Annotated in this window: 19 protein-coding genes and 1 tRNA gene; 5 read left to right on the forward strand and 15 right to left on the reverse strand. The window is 48.0% G+C overall.

Annotation, left to right across the window (positions count from 1 at the left end):
* A partial coding sequence (locus tag ACJMM9_RS06940; RefSeq protein ID WP_304038784.1) for a GTP-binding protein occupies positions 1-303 on the reverse strand: 303 nt, incomplete at its 3' end.
* Positions 304-996: 693 nt separating this feature from the next.
* On the opposite strand from ACJMM9_RS06940, the gene ACJMM9_RS06945 reads away from it, so the two are divergent.
* The 3 genes from ACJMM9_RS06945 (at position 997) to ACJMM9_RS06955 (ending at position 5,123) form a co-directional block, all read left to right on the forward strand.
* Complete coding sequence (locus tag ACJMM9_RS06945) at positions 997-2,682, forward strand: glycosyl hydrolase family 5 (RefSeq protein WP_405325049.1); 1,686 nt, start codon at positions 997-999, stop codon at positions 2,680-2,682.
* Positions 2,683-2,895: 213 nt separating this feature from the next.
* Entirely contained in the window at positions 2,896-4,638 is a 1,743-nt protein-coding gene (locus tag ACJMM9_RS06950) for a glycosyl hydrolase family 5 (protein ID WP_405325052.1), read from the forward strand.
* A gap of 140 nt (positions 4,639-4,778) precedes the next feature.
* Positions 4,779-5,123: a helix-turn-helix domain-containing protein gene (locus ACJMM9_RS06955; protein ID WP_405325055.1), complete on the forward strand. Its 345-nt coding sequence runs from the start codon at positions 4,779-4,781 to the stop codon at positions 5,121-5,123.
* On the opposite strand, the gene ACJMM9_RS06960 is transcribed toward ACJMM9_RS06955, so the two are convergent.
* From ACJMM9_RS06960 to ACJMM9_RS06980, 5 genes are all read right to left on the reverse strand, one after another.
* Positions 5,120-6,169 carry a M48 family metallopeptidase gene (locus ACJMM9_RS06960; protein WP_405325057.1) on the reverse strand — a complete coding sequence of 350 codons (1,050 nt, stop codon included), beginning with the start codon at positions 6,167-6,169 and terminating at the stop codon, positions 5,120-5,122. The genes ACJMM9_RS06955 and ACJMM9_RS06960 overlap by 4 nt on opposite strands.
* A 112-nt stretch (positions 6,170-6,281) precedes the next feature.
* Complete coding sequence (locus ACJMM9_RS06965; protein WP_405325059.1) at positions 6,282-6,839, reverse strand: LemA family protein; 558 nt, start codon at positions 6,837-6,839, stop codon at positions 6,282-6,284.
* Between the two features lie 91 nt (positions 6,840-6,930).
* A complete protein-coding gene (locus tag ACJMM9_RS06970; protein ID WP_405325062.1) occupies positions 6,931-7,875 on the reverse strand; it encodes a hypothetical protein in 945 nt (314 codons plus the stop codon).
* Between the two features lie 199 nt (positions 7,876-8,074).
* Complete coding sequence (locus ACJMM9_RS06975; protein WP_405325065.1) at positions 8,075-8,587, reverse strand: M48 family metalloprotease; 513 nt, start codon at positions 8,585-8,587, stop codon at positions 8,075-8,077.
* A gap of 68 nt (positions 8,588-8,655) precedes the next feature.
* Positions 8,656-10,479 carry a DUF4954 family protein gene (locus tag ACJMM9_RS06980; protein WP_405325068.1) on the reverse strand — a complete coding sequence of 608 codons (1,824 nt, stop codon included), beginning with the start codon at positions 10,477-10,479 and terminating at the stop codon, positions 8,656-8,658.
* A 73-nt stretch (positions 10,480-10,552) separates the two neighbouring features.
* Here ACJMM9_RS06980 and ACJMM9_RS06985 point away from each other — a divergent pair, with 73 nt between their 5' ends.
* The gene (locus ACJMM9_RS06985) at positions 10,553-11,017 is read left to right on the forward strand and encodes a hypothetical protein (RefSeq protein ID WP_405325071.1); all 465 of its coding nucleotides are present in this window, start codon (positions 10,553-10,555) and stop codon (positions 11,015-11,017) included.
* Positions 11,014-12,294: a glycosyltransferase gene (locus tag ACJMM9_RS06990; protein ID WP_405325074.1), complete on the forward strand. Its 1,281-nt coding sequence runs from the start codon at positions 11,014-11,016 to the stop codon at positions 12,292-12,294. Before ACJMM9_RS06985 ends, ACJMM9_RS06990 begins: the two co-directional genes overlap by 4 nt.
* A gap of 140 nt (positions 12,295-12,434) precedes the next feature.
* Here the strand turns inward: ACJMM9_RS06990 and ACJMM9_RS06995 are convergent, their stop codons facing one another.
* From ACJMM9_RS06995 to ACJMM9_RS07035, 9 genes are all read right to left on the reverse strand, one after another.
* Positions 12,435-12,860: a hypothetical protein gene (locus ACJMM9_RS06995; protein WP_405325077.1), complete on the reverse strand. Its 426-nt coding sequence runs from the start codon at positions 12,858-12,860 to the stop codon at positions 12,435-12,437.
* Positions 12,861-12,881: 21 nt separating this feature from the next.
* Positions 12,882-12,953, reverse strand: a tRNA-Met gene (locus ACJMM9_RS07000).
* Positions 12,954-12,995: 42 nt separating this feature from the next.
* Positions 12,996-13,736, reverse strand: a complete 741-nt coding sequence (locus tag ACJMM9_RS07005; RefSeq protein WP_405325080.1) for a metallophosphoesterase family protein — start codon at positions 13,734-13,736, stop codon at positions 12,996-12,998.
* A 342-nt stretch (positions 13,737-14,078) separates the two neighbouring features.
* On the reverse strand, positions 14,079-14,423 hold the full coding sequence (locus ACJMM9_RS07010; RefSeq protein WP_405325083.1) for a polymer-forming cytoskeletal protein: 345 nt from the start codon (positions 14,421-14,423) through the stop codon (positions 14,079-14,081).
* Between the two features lie 9 nt (positions 14,424-14,432).
* Complete coding sequence (locus ACJMM9_RS07015) at positions 14,433-15,233, reverse strand: M23 family metallopeptidase (protein WP_173466704.1); 801 nt, start codon at positions 15,231-15,233, stop codon at positions 14,433-14,435.
* Between the two features lie 10 nt (positions 15,234-15,243).
* Positions 15,244-16,245, reverse strand: coding sequence for a ParB/RepB/Spo0J family partition protein (locus ACJMM9_RS07020; RefSeq protein ID WP_405325087.1), 1,002 nt, complete (start codon positions 16,243-16,245; stop codon positions 15,244-15,246).
* A 137-nt stretch (positions 16,246-16,382) separates the two neighbouring features.
* The gene (locus ACJMM9_RS07025) at positions 16,383-17,168 is read right to left on the reverse strand and encodes a ParA family protein (RefSeq protein ID WP_014546136.1); all 786 of its coding nucleotides are present in this window, start codon (positions 17,166-17,168) and stop codon (positions 16,383-16,385) included.
* A complete protein-coding gene (locus ACJMM9_RS07030) occupies positions 17,161-17,874 on the reverse strand; it encodes a 16S rRNA (guanine(527)-N(7))-methyltransferase RsmG (RefSeq protein ID WP_405325090.1) in 714 nt (237 codons plus the stop codon). The genes ACJMM9_RS07025 and ACJMM9_RS07030 overlap by 8 nt, the downstream gene beginning before the upstream one ends.
* Before the next feature lie 339 nt (positions 17,875-18,213).
* Positions 18,214-18,945, reverse strand: coding sequence for a hypothetical protein (locus tag ACJMM9_RS07035; protein ID WP_405325093.1), 732 nt, complete (start codon positions 18,943-18,945; stop codon positions 18,214-18,216).
* Positions 18,946-19,100: the final 155 nt, after the last annotated feature.

The following is a 19,100-nucleotide window of genomic DNA, read 5'->3' on the forward strand; positions in this document are numbered from 1 at the left end:
GCCGTCCATCTGAGCAGCACCAGTCACCATGTTCTTCACATAGTCAGCATGCCCCGGGCAGTCGACGTGTGCGTAGTGACGGTTAGCAGTGGTGTATTCCACGTGGGAGGTGTTGATCGTGATACCACGAGCCTTTTCTTCCGGAGCGTTGTCGATTTCATCGAAACGCTTTGCAGCGGCAAGACCCTTAGCAGCAAGGGTGGTGCAGATTGCAGCGGTCAAAGTGGTTTTACCGTGGTCAACGTGGCCGATGGTGCCAATGTTGCAGTGCGGCTTGCTTCTGTCAAAATGTTCTTTTGCCATTTTTTCCTCTTCTTCAGCAGAAGGTTTATCGCTTCAAGTTCAAGAGAACTACACGAGTTCTCCGTATTTTCGCAAAGCATAGGAAGCGGTACTCTGCGAAATTGGAACACAAATTTAATAAATGCTAGGTAATTTGCAAGTATTTTTCTTTTGAAATTGCGCTAAAAATGCGGATTTTCGGACTTATCCACAGTTTTTCGGGATGTTTTCGAGCCGTTGAAAACCCGCTTATTTCTGGGGATGGAAATGCCCTTTTTCGCTCAAAAATCAAAGGTTCAATATTTTGTTTCAAGTATAAAACCACTTTTTCAACATTTTATAAACAATTCGCATAAACAGCCAAAAAGTAATTTAACAGTCTTTGTTCTCAAATGTAAAAAGATTTTTACATTATAAAATTTTACAAAGTTTTACGTTTTTGAGGTCGCTCAAGCCATTGACTTTCAAGATCTTGAACCTTTTTCGTTTGTTATCAAAGGAAAGACTTCGCAAAAAAACCACAATATTTTTCATCGCCCAGAAAATCAAAAATACATGAACGGATATCGACCAAGTTAACTTGCAACCAATAACTATCAACTCATTTTCAAATTCATATACAATCTTCAACATGAAAAGTTTTTTTACAACACATTATATACATAATTTCTATCTTTTATACTCGGTGTTTGGGGATAATTTCGAGGAACTTCTATGAAATACCCCCTTTTGAAGTCCCTGCTCGCGCTTGGGACAATTGGTTTAGCATGTTCTTGCTCTGAAAAATCGCCAACCAATAAAGAAGGCGACGTCTCTTTTGTGCCTTGCGAAGATGCACTGTACTTGCCCAAAGAAGGCTACATCATTCTTCAGGACTTCAGAGTAACCGACATCAACGGAAACCAGGTTGGCACAGCCTTTCCCGTTCAGTTCACAAACTACGTTATCATCAAGGACCTGAACCAAGTCAACTTGGTCAACCAGGTTGACCTTTCCGATCCGAAGAGAGTTAAAACACTCCCTGGCGATCCGGCCAAGTGCTCTGTAGTACCTCCGAGTACTCAAGTTACATCTTGCGTCAATGCCTGGTACCTGTCCGCCGATAAGAGCTTCCTTATCTACGATGACTACACTGTGACGGACGAAGCTGGCGCCACAGCCGGTATCTGGAATTTCGTTCCGAATTCGACATCAATGATTTTCATCTCGGACCTGTCCGGCAACCTGCTCGTCAACAACATCAACTTGACAAGCTTGCCAATCATTTCAGGTGACGGAATCTTCTACACCATCACTGAACCGGCGTTCCTCCATGTCGACAACACAGGCCGTTACCTCATTTATTCTAATCTTTCCGTGACGGATCCAAGCGGAAATCTTGTCGGTTCCTTTGACATTGCCACAGGAACCATCAAGTCGAAGGACAACGTCACCGCGATCACGCAGGCCGATCTCTCGAAGCTCCCGCTTTTGACACCGGAATCAAAGTGCGCGTACTACATTCCTCCCGTGATTCCGTCTTCTTCAAGCGTTTACGTTCCTCCGATGGTCAGCAGCTCCTCTGCATACGTTCCGCCGGTCCAGAGCAGCAGCAGCGCCAATCCCCCGAAGAGCAGCAGTTCCCAGATCAAGAGCAGCAGCAGCTCGCAGCCAAAGAGCAGCTCTTCAGCTCCTGTAACCGGCCAGTGCCCGTCGATCAAGGTGAAAAGCGGCGGCAAGAGCGGTTCCGGTTGGGCAACCCGTTACTGGGATTGCTGCAAGCCTCACTGCTCCTGGCCAGAACACGCAAACGGCAATTACTCTAGACAGTGCACCAACAAGGGCAAGAACGAAAGCACCGACTGGGGTGGCGGCAGCGTTTGCAGTGGCGGCGGCCTCATGACCTGCACAAGCCAGATTCCGTTCACAATTGACGGCTGTAATGAAATGGGCTTCGCTTTCGCAGCTGTGCCTGCAAGCGACGGCGGCTCCTGCGGCAAGTGCTACCAGCTCACCTTCACCGGCAAGGGCAAGTATTCGACAGACGACAACCACAGATCCATCAAGGGCAAGAAGCTCATCATCATGACAACGAATATCGGTGGTGACGTTCAGCAGGGTCAGTTCGACATCATGATTCCAGGCGGTGGCGTGGGCATGTTCAACGGCTGCTCCTCCATGGGCTGGGGTCCGCAGGGCGAACAGTACGGTGGCCTCCTTTCCGACTGCGAAAAGGAAAGCAACTACAAGCCAACTGCAACTCTCAAGTGCTATAAAAATAAATGCGAAAGCGTATTCTCTAGCGACAGCGAAGCCAAGAAGGGCTGCTTGTTCCTCGCCAATTTCATGAGCGGCGCAGGCAACCCGTTGCACGATTACGTCGAAGTGGAATGCCCTGAAGTTCTCAAGGCCAAGTACTAAAAAAGGTCTAAAACGGAACTGAACGCCCCAAACCGGGGCGTTTTTCTTTTTTGTAAGTCTTTGATAATAAATAAGTTGTGCGTAAGTTCACATATAACTATTGTATAGTTCTTTTTACTCTTATTTACGAGCATTTCAGAGAAGAAGATTTTATCTTTTAGCGCGGATGATTGGAATACAGGGTGTGATATAATTACAAGGGCTTACTGTATCATGAAGAACAAACTATTCACAACCCTCGCCATTTTCGGCCTTTCCTTCATCACATGGAATTGCTCCGGAGACCCAGCATCTGTACCAGGACACACATCGGAACTTCCTGGAACCCAGCCAAAAGCAGCTTTCGACGTCGATCAGCACTGCTTTATGGAAAATACCGGTACAGCAATCTATTTCATTATTCCAAACGGGACAGGCACGTATACCGTGACTAACGAATACAGCGTTCCCGTCGGAACATTCGATGTTGCAACCAGCAGCATCATTATAGACGGTGCAGCACCGATTGTCGTAGACCTTAGTTCGCTTCCGGTTGTAAATCCCGGTAGAACCATCACCTACCCTAACGGCTACGTAATGACACCTGAAGGCGAAATAGTTTCTGCTCCTGGCGGAGACACGCCGAATTCCAGCGCGGTCATCGCTGTAAGCAGTTCCTCTGTATATACTCCAGGGATTCCGGCAATAAGCTCCAGCTCCGCTAAAGTCAACCCCATCGTTTCATCATCATCGCAGAAAACGGAACAACCGAAGCCGGAAAGCTCTTCTGCAAAGCAGGAACAGCCAGGTAACGGCGGTACAGGTTCCCTTACGCAGACTGTCGCACAAGGCAAGGCAATCACCCCTGTCACCATCACTGGTGTCAATAGCCAGCCATCCAGACAATCCTGGAACGCCTGGTTCATCCAGGACAGCGACTGCAAATACGATGCAAGCGCAAAGACGTTCACCATTTCTGCTACAGTTCCTTCATCTTTCCAGGTTGGCGAAGTCACTGAAACATGGAATGCCGACGGTAAAAGCGTAACGCTCACTTTGAACGTAACAAGCGGAAACGGCAGCCAGGAAACAAAGTCCTCTTCAAGCCAGAAGCAGGACCAGCCAAAATCTTCTTCGTCCCAGGTGAAGTCTTCCAGCAGCAAGGCTAAGTCATCTTCGTCCCAGGCCAAGTCTTCCAGCAGCAAGGCAAAATCCTCTAGCAGCCAGGCTAAGTCTTCTTCGTCCACAATAGACAATCCGAACGCTTCTGCTGAAGAAGCCAAGTACCTCAACGCAGGTGCCGGCGGACAGCAGGGCTACGCAACCCGTTACTGGGACTGCTGCATGCCTCACTGCGCTTGGCCGGAACACGGCGGCGCCGCAAAGACTTGCGATGCCAAGGGCAAGACCCCGATTGGCAACACGAACGGCAGCATCTGCTCCGGTGGCCAGGGTACGACTTGCACAAGCCAGATTCCTATAATCGTGAGCGACAAGCTCGCCTACGCATTCGCTGCAACTCCGGGTAACGACGCCACATGCGGCAAGTGCTTCGCCCTCACCTTCACCGGTACCGGCAAGTACGAAACCAAGGCAAACCACCAGGCTCTCAAGGGCAAGACTCTCGTCGTGATGGCATCGAACATCGGTTACGACGTGGCCGGCGGCCAGTTTGACGTGATGATCCCGGGCGGCGGTGTCGGTCTGTACAATGGTTGCGCAGGCATGGGCTGGGGCAGCCAAGGTGCAACATACGGCGGTCTCCTCTCCGAATGCGAAAGCGAAGTCGGATACAACGGCGACCTTTTGACCAAGCGTAAGCAGTGCCTCACTGAAAAGTGCAACAAGTCGTTTGCAAACGACACCCAGGCTAAGGAAGGCTGCCTCTTCCTCGCCACATGGATGGAAGCTGCAGGCAACCCGAACCACACTTATAAAGAAGTTGAATGCCCGGCAGCTTTGAAGGCCCAATTCTAATCAAAAACGGCAAAAAACACTTTTAGTTATAATCCAAATTTATCGAAGCACCCTGCCAAAGGGTGCTTTTTTGATTATGTCTTGAAATTATGGAAACTATTGTTTGCACGTATTTTAGGACATATTCATAAAATTAGGAAATGCGCTATGACATTGACGTCATCCGAAAAGCTGAAATAGAACTTTTAGCACAGATGCAAGGGGCTACTTCGATTACGAAGAAAAAGCTCGCTCTCGATAGCGGGATTAGCCGTCAGCACCTCGGTCTAGTCGCAAAAGGCAAACGCAATCTTTCCGTCAAATCATTTTGCGACCTTGCCGATGCCTTCGGCTGTACAGCCACCGAACTGATGTACAAGCTCGAAGCTTTAATGTTGGAGCAAATTCAGCTCCAGACACCTGCCGCCGCCGACAAGGCTAAAGGCATAAACTATATCAACAAAACCATCCTGGACAAAAAACCAGAAAATCAGTCCGAAGATTAGAACTGTTCCAGCAACAGAATGCGCTCTGGCGTATCCGGATGTGTGCAGAACAAAACATTAGCTTTTGCCACCCAGCCTTTCAAGCCTGCATTATTGTCAAATTCCTCATCAGGATGAATCACATAAAGCTGAGCAATATCGTCTCGCTGCACACTCACAAGGCCCGGATCCTTGGAAATTTTTCTCAGCGCAGACGCAAGTGCAAGGGGGTCTCCGCAAAGCTCGGCACCGCCGGCATCGGCTACATACTCACGCTTGCGTGAAATAGCAAGCCGCGTGAACCAGGTGAACACATAGCCAACGGAACTCCAGATAAACACGAGCAATAAAACCAGGAGGATATACATATCGGCACTCCCGCTATTGCGGCTACGCCTAGACCTACGCGGATTACGGAACATGGCGCTTATCAGCTTCAGAGAGACCGTCTGGATTGTCGCAAAAATTCCGACGAACACAATGCATACCACCATAAGGCGCGTATCGCGGTTCTTGATATGCGTGAGTTCGTGACCTACGACCGCAGAAAGCTCCCTATCATCCAGTTTTTCGATCAAGCCCGTCGTGAGGGTAATGGTAAACGAAGGGATGTCGATACCGCTTGCGAAAGCGTTCATTCCAGAATCCTGGATAATGTTGATTTGCGGCATCTCGATGCCACCAGCAATACAAAGGTTCTCGACAATATTGTAGACGCGCAAGTTTTCCTTACGTTCAAGCGGCTTTGCATGAGTCGCATGGCGGATAATGGATGTATTTGCGCAATAGGCGACAATGAACCATACGCCAACAATCTGCAATGTATAAGGAATCACGACCTTGAAGCAATGCCATATTTCAGGCCAGTGCATAGTCCCATACCTTATACGCGATGCATGTTCAGGAGGACATCCACCCTCGACAATATCGCAAAGCAGGCCGAAAAAGTCAAGCCCCAGAATGACCAGAAACACCATCCCCAGCAAAATCACCGGGAACATAAAAAGCAGAATCACCGTATTGCGGTTATTCCGCCAGATTTGAGTCTGGAGACCAACGTATTTCATTTAGATTTGCTTTACTTGAGACAAAAGATGAGAGAATTTGCCAGAGCAAAATTTTAGGCTTTTACATTCTCTTTCGCCTCTCGTCTGTAGGTGCGCAGCACCGTTCTTTCGTCTAGAACCGCACCTCAGGGGCCTTGTTTAGCGTTTCACGATTTTCAGTCGCCTCGTACATGGTCGCACGGGTAAAGTGGAACATGCCAGCAATGATATTGCTCGGGAAGACCTCGCATGCGTTATTATACTCGCGTGTTGTAGAATTGAAGAAGCGGCGGGCAGCAGCAAGCTTGTTCTCAATATCCGAAAGCTCCGTCTGCAACTGCAGAAAATTCTGGTTCGCCTTTAGCTCCGGGTAGGCTTCAAGCGAAACTTTAAGTCCTGTAAGCGCCGCAGAAAGCGACTTGTCGGCAGCAACCTTCTCGTCAATGGTTTTAGCATTGATGGCTGCCGCACGGGCAGCAGTCACTTCTTCAAGCACCTGCTTTTCGTGAGTTGCGTAACCCTTGACCGTCGAGACAAGCTGCGGCACAAGATCAAAACGCTGCTTGAGCTGGACATCGATATTTGCAAAGGCATTCTCGCGATTATTGCGGAGCTTGACAAGCCCGTTGTACATAGAAATGAACAGAGCGATAATTATAAAGGCGACAGCGACAACGATAACTACGGTCATATTTTCTCCTTAATTCTTATCAAGAAATATAATAAGAAATGTTGCAACAGGAATACAAAGTTGATAGAACTTAGTTATCAGCCATTATTTTCTAAGCTCTATTTTTCTTTTCTTCTTCCGGCATCGGTTTCGTATCTTCGAGCAGGCGGTCCGCCCATTCGTCCCAGAACTTGCAGCGTTCGCCTTCGAGCTTCATCTTCGCAAACTTCACCGGTTCCGTTTCTTCGGCAAGTGTCACTACGGATTCCTTGTAAGCCTGCGGAAGCCCTGCCACATGCGACATGCGCTTCTTGAGTTCGGCGACGGTCGCATCAAGAATATCGACTTCAAAACGGCGTTCAATGTAGCGACGGGTAATGAACCCAAGCGACATGAAATAATCGCCCTGGTTGCCCTCGGCAAGGTAATTCCTATTGCGCAAGTCCTTGAGAGCAAGTACTGCTTCTTCGTACGGCGGGAGCTGCGGGGCTTCGCCACGCTTTGCAAATTTCTTGTGCAGGAACCAACCAATAAAGACGAGCAAGGCAACACCAAGAACGGCAAACAATATATAAAGCCATTGCGGGAGTCTCGGGTCACTCAGCGGGTCTTCCACTTCGAGGATATCCGCTTCTTCGCCAGTCGTGCGGTTGGAAACCTTGACGGCAACCGGGTCCGTGTGCGTCTTGACCGTATCCGTTCCGACAACGGCGTTCACTTCTTGCGGGGCAATCAAAAAGTCACCGCTTACAAATGTATTGAGCGTTGCAAGCCAAGTAAATTTTGCAGTGCCCTTAGGCATGCCCTCGGTGATTTTTTCGTTCTTCATTTCCTTGACTTCAAAGCTGCCAAGGTTCCCGACAAAGCTCGGTAAATCGACAATTGCATTTTCAGGCGCCGTGACCTGGATTTCATAATTGAACTTGTCACCGATAAAGACCTGTGCGTTATCGACATTCGCCTTGACGGTCAAGTCAAAGGAATATGCAGAAACAACCGAAAGTAGCGCAATCGAAAAAAGGAATTTGAAACTTTTCAATGAAGTAAAGCGAGACATTTTAAACCTCGAAAGTGAATATACAAAAAAATGAAAATTTAAACAAACATCGCAGGTTCCGCCAGATAATATCTATCAATTAAAAATTACTGGATTCCTCGTCGCTTTGCTTCTCGGGATGACGGAGAAGCATTAACAAACAACCAACGACCATTGACCAATGACTATTGACTAACCACTGTCTACTGTCTACTGCCTACTACTTTTTCAGCATTCTCTGGCTGCGCAACACGGCAGTCGGGTGTTCACGATACACGAGCGCAAACAAGGCGGTGTATGGAATTTCGCATGCAGCAAGTTCGCGCAATGCGGCCTTCGCCACTTTCTTGTCCGTCTTTTCTAGCGCATACTTGTCACACTCGTATTCCTGGCTCCAGCAGTAAAAATGAAAGAGCATGCGGAACGGAATTGCCGCCAAATGGAGCCACAGCACAGCTTCGATAAAGCTTGCATTCCAGCGCACCATCATTGCAGCCATGAACCACACCGCCACCATCCAAAAGGCGATTTTCATCAAGTTGCGCAATACCGCATGATGCAGAACCATGTGCCCTTCTTCGTGCAGCTTCACAAATTTCGACTCATGCACTTCGCTGCGGTTTTCCGGGAGCGGCACAATATCGTTCACCAGCGGAATCAACCGCAACACGGCAAACACGCCACCGCGCAACTGCGTCAGCCTTCGTTCGCGAATTTCAAGAAGCGTCCGCAAGACAACTTCTAGACAAAGTAAAATATATAACAACATAACAGAAAAATTCCGCGTAGTTCAATACACACTTAAGCGAGATTCTTCACGAACGCACTCAAGCGTTTTACCGATTCTTCAAAGCGGGCCTTTTCCCATTCCATGAATCCCTTGTCCACCGGATGGGCGCTATCGTAATCGTCAAAGATCTCGCGGCCGCGTTGATTATCGCGATCCAGGCCATGGCTTACATTGTCAAACCATTCCTTGTCGAGCTGCCTGTAGCGCTTGACCAGATCGTCCATCGTCTCAGGAAGCGTCACGACACGTGCAATTTCCTTGTTCGTTTCGCCCAGCAGCTTGCGCAACTCACGCGGAGACTGCTTCGAGAGCGATTCATCGCCTTCCACCAGCGCAAGCATCAAGTCTAGTACGTAGCGTTCCAGATATTCACCGTACGCCTTGACTGCACTTTGGCGTACGCGTTCACGCAAGAAGTTTTCACCAAGCCCGTCAATATCGGATTTCGTATAAACGTCCTTGACCTTCACCACCTGCAAGCGGTTGTACGCATCGAACACCAGGCGAGCCGTTTCAGGATTGTAAATCGAGTAGAACGTAGACGGCACAAGGCCCTTGCCGCGAATCGAATATTTATACGCATTGCGGTCTAGCGCATACGCATTCTTCGCATAGTTCCAGCCCGGCACAATTTCATTCAGACGCGGAGCCACACCCACCAGCTGCGGGTCTCCCGCATGGATCAGCGAAAACGGGAACTTGAGCCGCTGTGGCAAAGTCGTAAGCCCGCTTGCAATCAAGGTAAAAGGAGACTCGCGGAAATTCGACGGGAACTTGATGTTCACGCCAAGTCCAAAGAACATCCCCTGGCCCGGCATCACTTCCTGGTCCGGCATGCGGCCCGTGTGATTACTGCCGACATTTGCGCCATAGCCCAAATTGCCACAGCCTTCCGGCCAGAGCGCCGCAATCAAAAGCGAGTGGTGGTGCATCTGCGTCATCGGTCCCATGTAGGAACTGTTGACTTCGCCCTCTTCGATATGGCAGCACGGTGCAATGATAGACGACTTCACAATCGCCTTGCAGCCGACCTTGCAGCGGCCCATCAGCACGGAACTCTGGACCTCGGCGCCCGTATGCACCTTCACGCCCATCTGCACATTCGTGTTTTCGAGAATCACGGAATCATAGACATGGCTCGATTCCTCAAGCGAACTCATGATGATGGAATTGCGAATCTTTGCGGCACCTTCAATGCGGGCATGCGCACCAATCCAGCTGTTGCGGATAATATTCGTATTCGATACGACTGCGCCCTTCCCTACAATTCCAAACGGCAGCGCAAGTTCAGACCTGTAGGCGCTGAGCATTTCGGCAAACGAATCCTGGACACTCTGTTCTGCCTTGTGGAACAGCTGCAAGTCGACAAGTTCCGTCGTGAGTTCCGGGAAAACCAGCACTTCGCGGCCGCCCATCTCGTTACCCACGTTAATCGTCGAGCCGACCATGTAGTTAATCTTTCCGCTACTGACAAGAGTGCCAACATTCTGCACAACCGCACTACTGCGTACAAGCACATTGCTCAATGTCGAGACCTTGTAAATCAAGGCGTTCTCGATAATGCAGTTGTGGACCATGCAGTCATAAATACCTGTAGCGACCGAGACATCGCCCGGCAAGAGGAGTGTGCCAAAGAACTTCGGGAGGCGCACATCGCCCATAAAACTCGAGCGGAAGATGCGGTTCGGGTCAAAGTCCGGCTCGACCAGCACCTTCGACCAGTCGTCGCAACTGTTCCCGTTTTTTTCAAGAATCTGTATCTCGAAGGCCGTCATCGGACGGTACTTGCCAGTCGCTGACCTAATGGCCTTAAAATTTTCGACCGAAGTAGCCAAAACACTGCTCTTCAGCGCTTTTTTCAATTTTAACAATCGCTGCATGGTTAAAAAATAGACTAAATTAGGGGCAATGATGAAGGAAGAGCTCTTCAACTTGATAAAAAAACATCAATACAATATCTCCATCTATACCGAAGATATTTTTGAGAGACGTTGTCAGGAAGAAATTATCCGCAGTGACGAGGATAAGAGTTCCTTCGTGTACATTGAATTTGATTTCGAATCCATCAACACAACCCTGGGCAACGAGAGCAACTCCCAGCAGTTCTGGAATATATTCCTGGAAACGCTTTCCCAAAACAAGCGTGGAAGCGACATTCTCGGCTTTCTGGAACACGAAAGCGGAATCGGACTTCTGCTTCTGGATTCAAAACTCAACGGATGGAACCGCCTTGTAGGTCGCTTTATCCGCACGGCAAACGAGCACGACTTCGAAATTATGAAACTCGTGCTCGACAAGATCGTCAAACCCATTGTCTATCCGGCCTGCATCCAGGATATCCAGGCACAAGAAGTCGCAAAGCAGGCACAATGAAAGTCCTCGTCATAGGCTCTGTCTACCCCAGATTTCAAGAAGACGCCGAAGTTCCGTGGCTGCGCACCTCCATCGCACACCTGAAAAAGGCTGGCGCCGAAATCCAGGTTCTCGCCCCCGCCTACAAAGGACTCAAGAGCCACGACATAGACGGCACACACGTCAACCGATTCCGCTACGCACCTGCAAGCTGGGAAATCCTCACGCACGAGGAAGGCGCCCCAAGCAAGATGGCCTCCAAGCCGTGGTTGCAGCTGCTTGCCATCCCCTACATCATCAACGGATTTTTCCAGTGCATCAGGATCTGCCGCAAGTGGCGCCCTGACGTGATCCATGCACACTGGCCGTTCCCGCATGCCTACATTGCACTCGGTGCTGCAAAGCTTTTTAGAATCCCGCTCGTGCTGAATTTTCACGGGGCAGAACTTCTGCTCATCCGCAAAAAGAAATGGGTCAAGCCACTCCTGAAATTCGCTATCGGGCAAGCACAGGCGATCTTTGCAAACTCAAGTTTCACAGCCGGGAAAATCAAGGCACTCCGCAACGTGAACGTCGAATGGAGCCCGTACGGAACGACATTGGAATTCGGAAAGCGGAATTCGGAATTAGGAATTACTCCGCATCCGGTGAACGGCAAGTTCAAGATCCTCTTTGTCGGGCGGCACATCGAACGCAAGGGAATCTGCTACCTCATCGAAGCCGCAAAGCATTTGCCAAGAGACAAGTTCGAAATCCGCATCGTCGGCGTCGGCGACTTGACCGAACAGCTTAAGCAACAAGCCGAAGCAGTAGGAAGTAGGAAGTTCGAAGTAGGAAGTGAATCTTCACATTCTGAATTGTCATCCTCGACCAAGTGCAACGCGGTAGGGGATCCATACAGCCCTGCACCGATCATTTTCACAGGCAAGCTTTCACCCGAGAATCTTGCAAACGAATACAAGACGGCGAACGTCTTTGTGCTCCCGGCCATCGTCGATCACAAGGGCGATACCGAAGGACTCGGAGTCGTCCTCATCGAAGCGATGGAACTAGGATTACCGATTGTCGCAAGCAATGTCGGCGGCATCCCGGATGTCATTGTCGATGGAGAATCAGGAATCCTCGTTCCCGAGAAAGACCCTGTCGCGCTCGCCGAAGCCTTCAAGCGTCTCGAAGCAGACCCGGCACTGATCCAGAAACTTCTCGCCGGCGCCCGTAAACGCATTGAAAAATGCTTCACCTGGGACGGCATCATCGAACGCCAGATGGAAGTCTATAAGCGTCTTCGACGCAGTTAATAGTTGCTAACTTGTAGTTGCTAGAGCTTTTCATCCCGCGCCTTGTCGCGGGATTTTTCACAAAAAATAACCGCGATTTTTCGCGGCATTTCATTCAACTTTTCTAATAACTAGTAACTTAGAATTAATAACTAACTAAATTACTTTACCTTAAATCCGGCCTTCTCGAAAGCATTCCTGTTTTCCGGGTTCTTCATGGCCACATTGGTAATCCAGTCGAACTCGGCAATGCCGCCTTGCAAGCCTACGCGGGCACAGAGCTGGTCACGTGCTACATTGTACGCATTGAGAATCTGGATCTTTTCAAAATCCTTAGCATTGTCAATACGTTCAGACCACTTCACGCCAAGTTCGACAAGTCCATTGCTTGCCTTTGCATAGGTAGTAGCCTTTTCGACAGTAATCGTGGATTTTGCAGGAGCCATAAACGGAAGCACGGGAACAATCGGCTGCGACTGCGGCAGCACAACCTGCTTCGTAGGCTTTGCTTCCGGCTGCTTGTCAGAGCAGGAAACAAAAAAAGAGGCGATTGCCAAAAGAGAAATTACTAGAATTTTTTTTGACATACTCGCCTCTTTTTTTTGTAATAGCGGTTCAGGGATTTGAACCCCGGACCAATGGATTATGATTCCAGTGCTCTACCGCTGAGCTAAACCGCCATTGACCCAAATTTAACAAAAGAATTAAAAATTTTCAAGGGGTTATTCAAAATAAACCTGCGTTTTTAGAAAATTTTCACCCCATTCAATCACGCGCCAGCCCGGTCCTTTAGAAGTCTTAGAAAAATCAGAAGCATTTGGATCGATCTGCATTTGAGTCGACGGAGTGACATACACGATCTTGTCCCCAATTTTTTCTTCCATCTCGCTATGGTAATGCCCCACAAAAATATGCTTGATATTCTTTATCTTCAAAAGCGTCGCCTGGACTTCCTCGATGTTCTTCAGCGCATATCTCGAATCCATAAACTTATGGTCGCAATGGCATGGCGGGTGGTGCAAGAACAGCAGGGCTTCGCCATCTACTTTTGCAGCTTCACTTTCGAGCCACAAAAGTTGTTCACTCGAGACGGTTCCATTAGCGCTATCCAGGAAAAAAATGGAACGGCCACCGATATCGTAACGGTAATAACACTTGCCGTTTTTGATTTCGCCTTTCAAGTCAAAATATCTTTCCATGATGTTGAGGTCGTCATGGTTTCCAGGAATGATGCAGACAGGAATCTTGCAGTCCTTCAGGATGTCAGCAATATAAGAATACGCTCCTATCGAAGCGTCGTCGGCCAAGTCCCCGGATAGCACCAAAAGGTCCAGGTCTTTCATGGTCTCGGAATTGTAGGCTGTAAGAAAGTTCCTGCGAACGTCAATACCCTGGACAGGACTCGCATCACCACCGATGTGGGTATCCGTTATTTGACCTATCTTTAGTACTTTTTTTTCCATACAGCTTGTGTAGACTTTATTAGAATATAGCTATTGAGACTAAAAAGTGAAAAGTTTATCCAGTTTTTCGTTCTTTTTGTGATGGACAACGTACTTTTGTGAACTTCATCACACAATCTTCAACATACTTTCGTGACCATTTCGTGAATTGACATTGAAAACTTGGGTTCAACACCTATCAACATTGAAGAAAGTGAATAGATTTTAAATTTTCAACATTAATCCACATTTGGCTTATTTTCGTATCTCATTGATTATCATAGATTTACGTTCGAACAGTAAAAATTCTATCCACTATTCACTACATTAAATATCAATTCTTATATATAAATATATCTAGTATTATTTAATAGTAGTGGTGGACATTTCACAGGAACCCTGGAAGATGGCTCCTTCGTTAATGATAAGCTGTTCTGCCTTTACGTTCCCGATGATTTTTGCGTTGTCTTGAAGAACTAGCTTTTTCTTGCAATCCACATCGCCTTTTATGGAACCTGCAAGAATAGCGGCGCCACACTTGACGTCGCCTTCTATGAGGGCAAATTTTTCCAGAATCAGTTCTCCATCTATGGAGACATTGCCATAAACTTTTCCGGCGATTCGCAAATCCGTTTTCCCAGTAATGTTTCCGTTAACTTGAACGTTTCTTCCGATTTGGGTGAATTCTTGTTCGTTTTTGCTCGCCATGATTTTCCCCTAGTATGTAAATATGGTTTCTGGATCCTGAGGTATATTGTTCTTGGTAATGGAATAGTGTAAGTGTGGACCACTCGTATTGCCAGTGTCGCCGACATACCCGATCACATCGCCTTTTGTGACATTAGACCCTTTTCGAGTCCTTAGGCTCTTGAGATGTGAATAGCTTGATTTGTATCCGTTTTGATGGTCAATGACGACGGTGTTTCCAAGATCGCCACTGTTGCCCGCGAATGTTACCTTGCCGCTACCCGATGCAAATACCGGGTTTCCCTTACGAGCCGATATGTCGATTCCCAGGTGCTTGTTTTCGTAGGAGAACTTTTTGCTGATGATGCCTACAGCCGGGATCACGTTCGGGATTCTTTCCAGGCGGATTTTTTCGTCGGTCGTAAGCCAGTTGTGGATACCTTCGAAATCGATACTGTTCTTGCTGGAGGGAACATGCGCAAAGCGGTTGCGCTCGATGATGCTGTTGATCTTGTTGGAGTCGTTTTCGAGGAACGTCTCGAAGATATTCTGGATTCGGTTTTCCATGATCCACAGTGAATCAAGTCTCGAAAAGAGTTCCTCGTAGTTTGCGTTCTGCTTTACGAGCTGCGCATTGTATACACGCATCTTTTCGTAGCTGATGAGGGTCTTGTTGATCCTTGCAATGTGGACTATAAACAAAATGAGGATGATAGCGACCAGGACAAGTCCGATATGGAACAAGTAAAATTGCTTGCTCGATATGCGGTACTTTTTAGAACCGGTCGTGTTTTCCGGAATAATCTGGATGGTGTAAAACTTACGACTCACAATTTTACCGTTAGCGGTTTTCCATGATTTCCTGGATTCTTGTCAGGTCGTCCATGGAATAGTAGTTGATGACGATGGTGCCTTTGGTCTGGTCCTTGGCGCTCGGGTTGAGTGCGACCTTTGTGCCGAAGAACGTTTCGAGCCTGTTTTCGAAGTTCTTGAGATCGGCGCTGAGTTCCGGCTTCGGTCTCGGTTCACTGCCGTGGACTTCTGGCATTTCATCTTCTTCGGTCGCGGCTGCGACATTTTCAGGTTCCGCTTCTCTCGTATTTCCACTCTCGTCTCTCGTCTGGGCGAACGGATCTTCACCGCGGGCGATAGCTTCGATCTGACGGACGTTCAAACCTTCTTCGATGACGCGCTTTGCAAGAGCTTCCGGGTCTGCAATTTTTTCACTGCAAAGAGCACGGGCGGCACCGCCTGCAAGTTTGCCTTCCTGGATCCAGGCTTGCACCTGGTTCGGGAGCTTCAAGAGACGAAGTGCGTTCGTGATGGCGGAACGGGACTTGCCGACCGTCTTGGCCAAGTCGTCATGCGTGTAGTTGTGGTTGTCGATCAACTGCTGGTAAGACTGTGCCACTTCGATCGGGTTCAGGTCCACACGCTGGATGTTCTCGATCAAAGCCCATTCGCTCATGGTCTTGTCGTCGAGATTTTCGTAAACCTGGGCCTTGATGGTCTGGCAGTTGGCAAGCTTCGATGCACGGGTACGGCGTTCACCGCTGATGATCTGGTAGCGGTCGCCCACCTTGCGGACGGCGATCGGTTGGATAAGTCCGTGCTTTTCGATGGTTTCAGCAAGTTCGACAAGTTCATCGTCGTCGAAGAACTTACGCGGCTGGAACGGGTTCGGGTCGATCAAGTCGATGTTGATTTCGACAATTTTCTGATTGTCCGTTGCAGCATTTTCTGGAGCTGCGGAATTGTTGATAGCGTTATCGACAGAGTTGCCGAGAACATCGTGTGCCTTAAAAATTGCAGAGAGACCGCGACCAAGTGCTTGTTTACCCATAATAGTTTCTAGTTGTTAGTCAATGGTTATTAGTTAAAAGTTTATGCAGGTGTCATTCTGAGCGAAGCCGTTAGGCGAAGTCGAAGAATCCAGTGAAGTTTTTTTTGGATCCTTCGGTTCCCTCAGGATGACGTTTGTTACTTTTCCTTATTTAATATTTCCTCAGCGAGCTTCATGTACGACTGCGAACCTGTGCTCTGCACATCGTAAAGGATGACCGGCTTGCCGTGGGATGGAGCTTCGGAGAGTTTTACGTTGCGCGGGATCATCGTCTGGAAAACGGTGTCGCTCAGATTCTCGCGAACTTCTTCAGCGACCTGCTTCGAAAGACTCAGACGGGAATCGTACATCGTGAGGAGGGCGCCTTCGATTTTCAAGTTGGAGTTCAGATTCTTCTGGACTTCACGGATGGTCTTGAAAAGTTCAGTCATACCCTGCAATGCATAATATTCACACTGCACCGGAATGAGCACGCTCGTTGCGGCCGTCAGTGTATTAATTGTGAGTAAGTTCAGGCTCGGAGGAGCGTCGATGATGATGAAATCGAACTCCTGCTTGAGAACGTTCATCACGCGTTCGAGTCTGCGTTCGCGGCTCATGGCGTTGACAAGTTCAATTTCCATGACAGCGAGGTCAGGTCCAGAAGTGATGACCTTGAGGTATTCAAGCGAAGTGTCCAAGATGGCGGGCTTGATGTTTTCGAGCGTGAGATTGTCCGGATTACCGGCCATGTCCAGAATTTCGTGGATATCCATATCCTGGGATTCCATGAAACCGAGACCTTGAGAGGCATTACCCTGCGGGTCCATGTCTAAAAGAAGTGTCTTCTTTTCAAGGGCTGCAAAACTCGCGGCCAAGTTCACGGCCGTTGTAGTTTTACCGACGCCACCTTTTTGGTTGCATATGGCGATAATTTTACTCATTATTACCTCGGGTGACTAGAGCGTACACCTGTTCTTCTTCTGGAAGTTCATACTTTTGGATATGCACTTTCGGATCGTTTTCCAAATGGGCAATATTGTTGAAGCTCTTCAGCGTGACAAAAGTTCCGCCCCGCTTGAGACCTACCTGGGCACGTTCCCAGTCGTTTTCAAAAGTTGAGAGGGCGCGGCAGCTGATAAAGTCAAGGTCGGTCAGGCCGGACGTTTCAAAGCGCTTGCCGACGACGGTCAAATTGTCCAAGTGGAGTTTTTCCTTGACCATCTGCATAAAGTTCACGCGCATGTGGCGTGGTTCAACAGCATAGAACTGCACGTTTGGCATGGCAATCGCAAGCGGGAAAACTGGGCAACCTGCACCAGCACCCATATCGGCCCAACGTTTAGACGAGAGAACGCTCGCATGCTCGCTACAGACTAGAGACGAAAGAGATCCTGGCATATTCTCTCGTCTCTCGTCTCTCGTCTCTTGTCTCATATATATATAGGGGACGAGCGAGTCAGCGATGTGCCTGCTCAAAAACTTTTCAGAATCCTTTGCCGAAATCAAGTTGCCATATTCCTTGGTGTCCACCACCAAGTCTGCAAACTGGTAAAGCTTGTCGAGAGTCTCTTCGGACAGCTGTACACCATGTCCCGAAAGGAACTGGTTCAAGAGATTTTGCTGCGCTTTGTTAGTTCTGTAACTCAAGTTTTCTCTTTTTTAGTATCGTCAATGTTTAGACACTGCGTGTCCTACATTCTCATGCTCGGTCATGCCGGTGTGCAAGCACCCCGTCGCGACACTCGCTATCGCATGTTTGCTCCTTCGGAGCCAACTTGCTGTACCTCGGAAATGTCGGTAAACAGGTTTCCCGCCGCTTCCTCGGTTTGCAATTGTTTCACGTGGAACAATTGTGATTATCAAGTTCCGAATTGAAATTTAGCATAACTTTTTTGGAAAACAAACAGTTGTCTCCCCTGCCCTATAAAATTCATAAAATATATGTTGATAACATTTTGATAAATGTTGAGAAAATGTTAAAGGGTTTTATTTTTGTTCTTGTCGCGAAAAGTTTTCTATGAAGAACGGAAGTGTAATCATTTTCAAGAACCATCCAATGTTGCGTTGCTTGTTGGTGATTTCGAAAGAAACACCTGCCGTTACCTGAGCTAAGAAAATCCCAAATTGTATTCCTACTTCTTCGACGAATCCGAACTCTTTAGCGGAATAATGATATTTGTTGTCTTTTCCTTCAGATCTAAGGAACCATTCTATGGCATGACTTTCGGCCAGTGCAACTCCGGAAAGATTATTTCCATACAATATGTACTTTGTTGTTCCGGATGCAAACCACATTCCTCCAAGTGCTATTTTCCGTAAGGTACTTTCTTTTGAAGCTGCCATTCCGAGAAAACCAAATCCTATAAACGATACTGCACTTCCGATTGATAAGTCATCGATTTTCTTGTCACCTTCGGTCCTTTCTAGCCTGCGGTCAAATCTTAAAAATGTATAGTCAGCAAGTAGTCGGTCGATGCCGAAAAGTTTGCTTCCCATGTCTAGAGCGCTCATGCAAAATATATCCACTTCAAATCTTTTTGTAGATGTATATCCTATCCCCCCTAGGAATATTACCTGGAAAGGATTGTATTTGTTTTCATAGATGTTGCTTAGATTTATAGAAAAAGTGGAATCCTGCACTGAATCTTCCAGTGCAGATATCTTTGCAGAGGCAAAAGATATGAAGATGAGGAATATGGTAAGTACTTTGGAAAACATGATTTGAATATTTCAGTTTAAAAATGTTGAGACTATAACTTCGTTATAGTCTTACAGTCTCATGCTCGGTTATGCCGGTGTGCAAGCACCCCGTCGCGACTCTCGCTATCGACTGTTTGGACACTTTGTGTCTTACCTCTTGGTGCTCAGTAATG

Origin of the sequence: Fibrobacter sp. (genome assembly GCF_045112255.1) — a bacterium.
Lineage (GTDB): Bacteria > Fibrobacterota > Fibrobacteria > Fibrobacterales > Fibrobacteraceae > Fibrobacter.

Coding starts and splice junctions, on each gene's coding strand:
- ACJMM9_RS06970 (WP_405325062.1), bottom strand. CDS start 7,875: ATGTCTCGCTTTACTTCATTGAAAAGTTTCAAATTCCTTTTTTCGATT.
- ACJMM9_RS07010 (WP_405325083.1), bottom strand. CDS start 14,423: ATGGCGAGCAAAAACGAACAAGAATTCACCCAAATCGGAAGAAACGTT.
- ACJMM9_RS06985 (WP_405325071.1), top strand. CDS start 10,553: ATGATGAAGGAAGAGCTCTTCAACTTGATAAAAAAACATCAATACAAT.
- ACJMM9_RS06955 (WP_405325055.1), top strand. CDS start 4,779: ATGCGCTATGACATTGACGTCATCCGAAAAGCTGAAATAGAACTTTTA.
- ACJMM9_RS07025 (WP_014546136.1), bottom strand. CDS start 17,168: ATGAGTAAAATTATCGCCATATGCAACCAAAAAGGTGGCGTCGGTAAA.
- ACJMM9_RS06995 (WP_405325077.1), bottom strand. CDS start 12,860: ATGTCAAAAAAAATTCTAGTAATTTCTCTTTTGGCAATCGCCTCTTTT.
- ACJMM9_RS06950 (WP_405325052.1), top strand. CDS start 2,896: ATGAAGAACAAACTATTCACAACCCTCGCCATTTTCGGCCTTTCCTTC.
- ACJMM9_RS06990 (WP_405325074.1), top strand. CDS start 11,014: ATGAAAGTCCTCGTCATAGGCTCTGTCTACCCCAGATTTCAAGAAGAC.
- ACJMM9_RS07035 (WP_405325093.1), bottom strand. CDS start 18,945: ATGTTTTCCAAAGTACTTACCATATTCCTCATCTTCATATCTTTTGCC.
- ACJMM9_RS07020 (WP_405325087.1), bottom strand. CDS start 16,245: ATGGGTAAACAAGCACTTGGTCGCGGTCTCTCTGCAATTTTTAAGGCA.
- ACJMM9_RS07005 (WP_405325080.1), bottom strand. CDS start 13,736: ATGGAAAAAAAAGTACTAAAGATAGGTCAAATAACGGATACCCACATC.
- ACJMM9_RS06965 (WP_405325059.1), bottom strand. CDS start 6,839: ATGACCGTAGTTATCGTTGTCGCTGTCGCCTTTATAATTATCGCTCTG.
- ACJMM9_RS06945 (WP_405325049.1), top strand. CDS start 997: ATGAAATACCCCCTTTTGAAGTCCCTGCTCGCGCTTGGGACAATTGGT.
- ACJMM9_RS06960 (WP_405325057.1), bottom strand. CDS start 6,169: ATGAAATACGTTGGTCTCCAGACTCAAATCTGGCGGAATAACCGCAAT.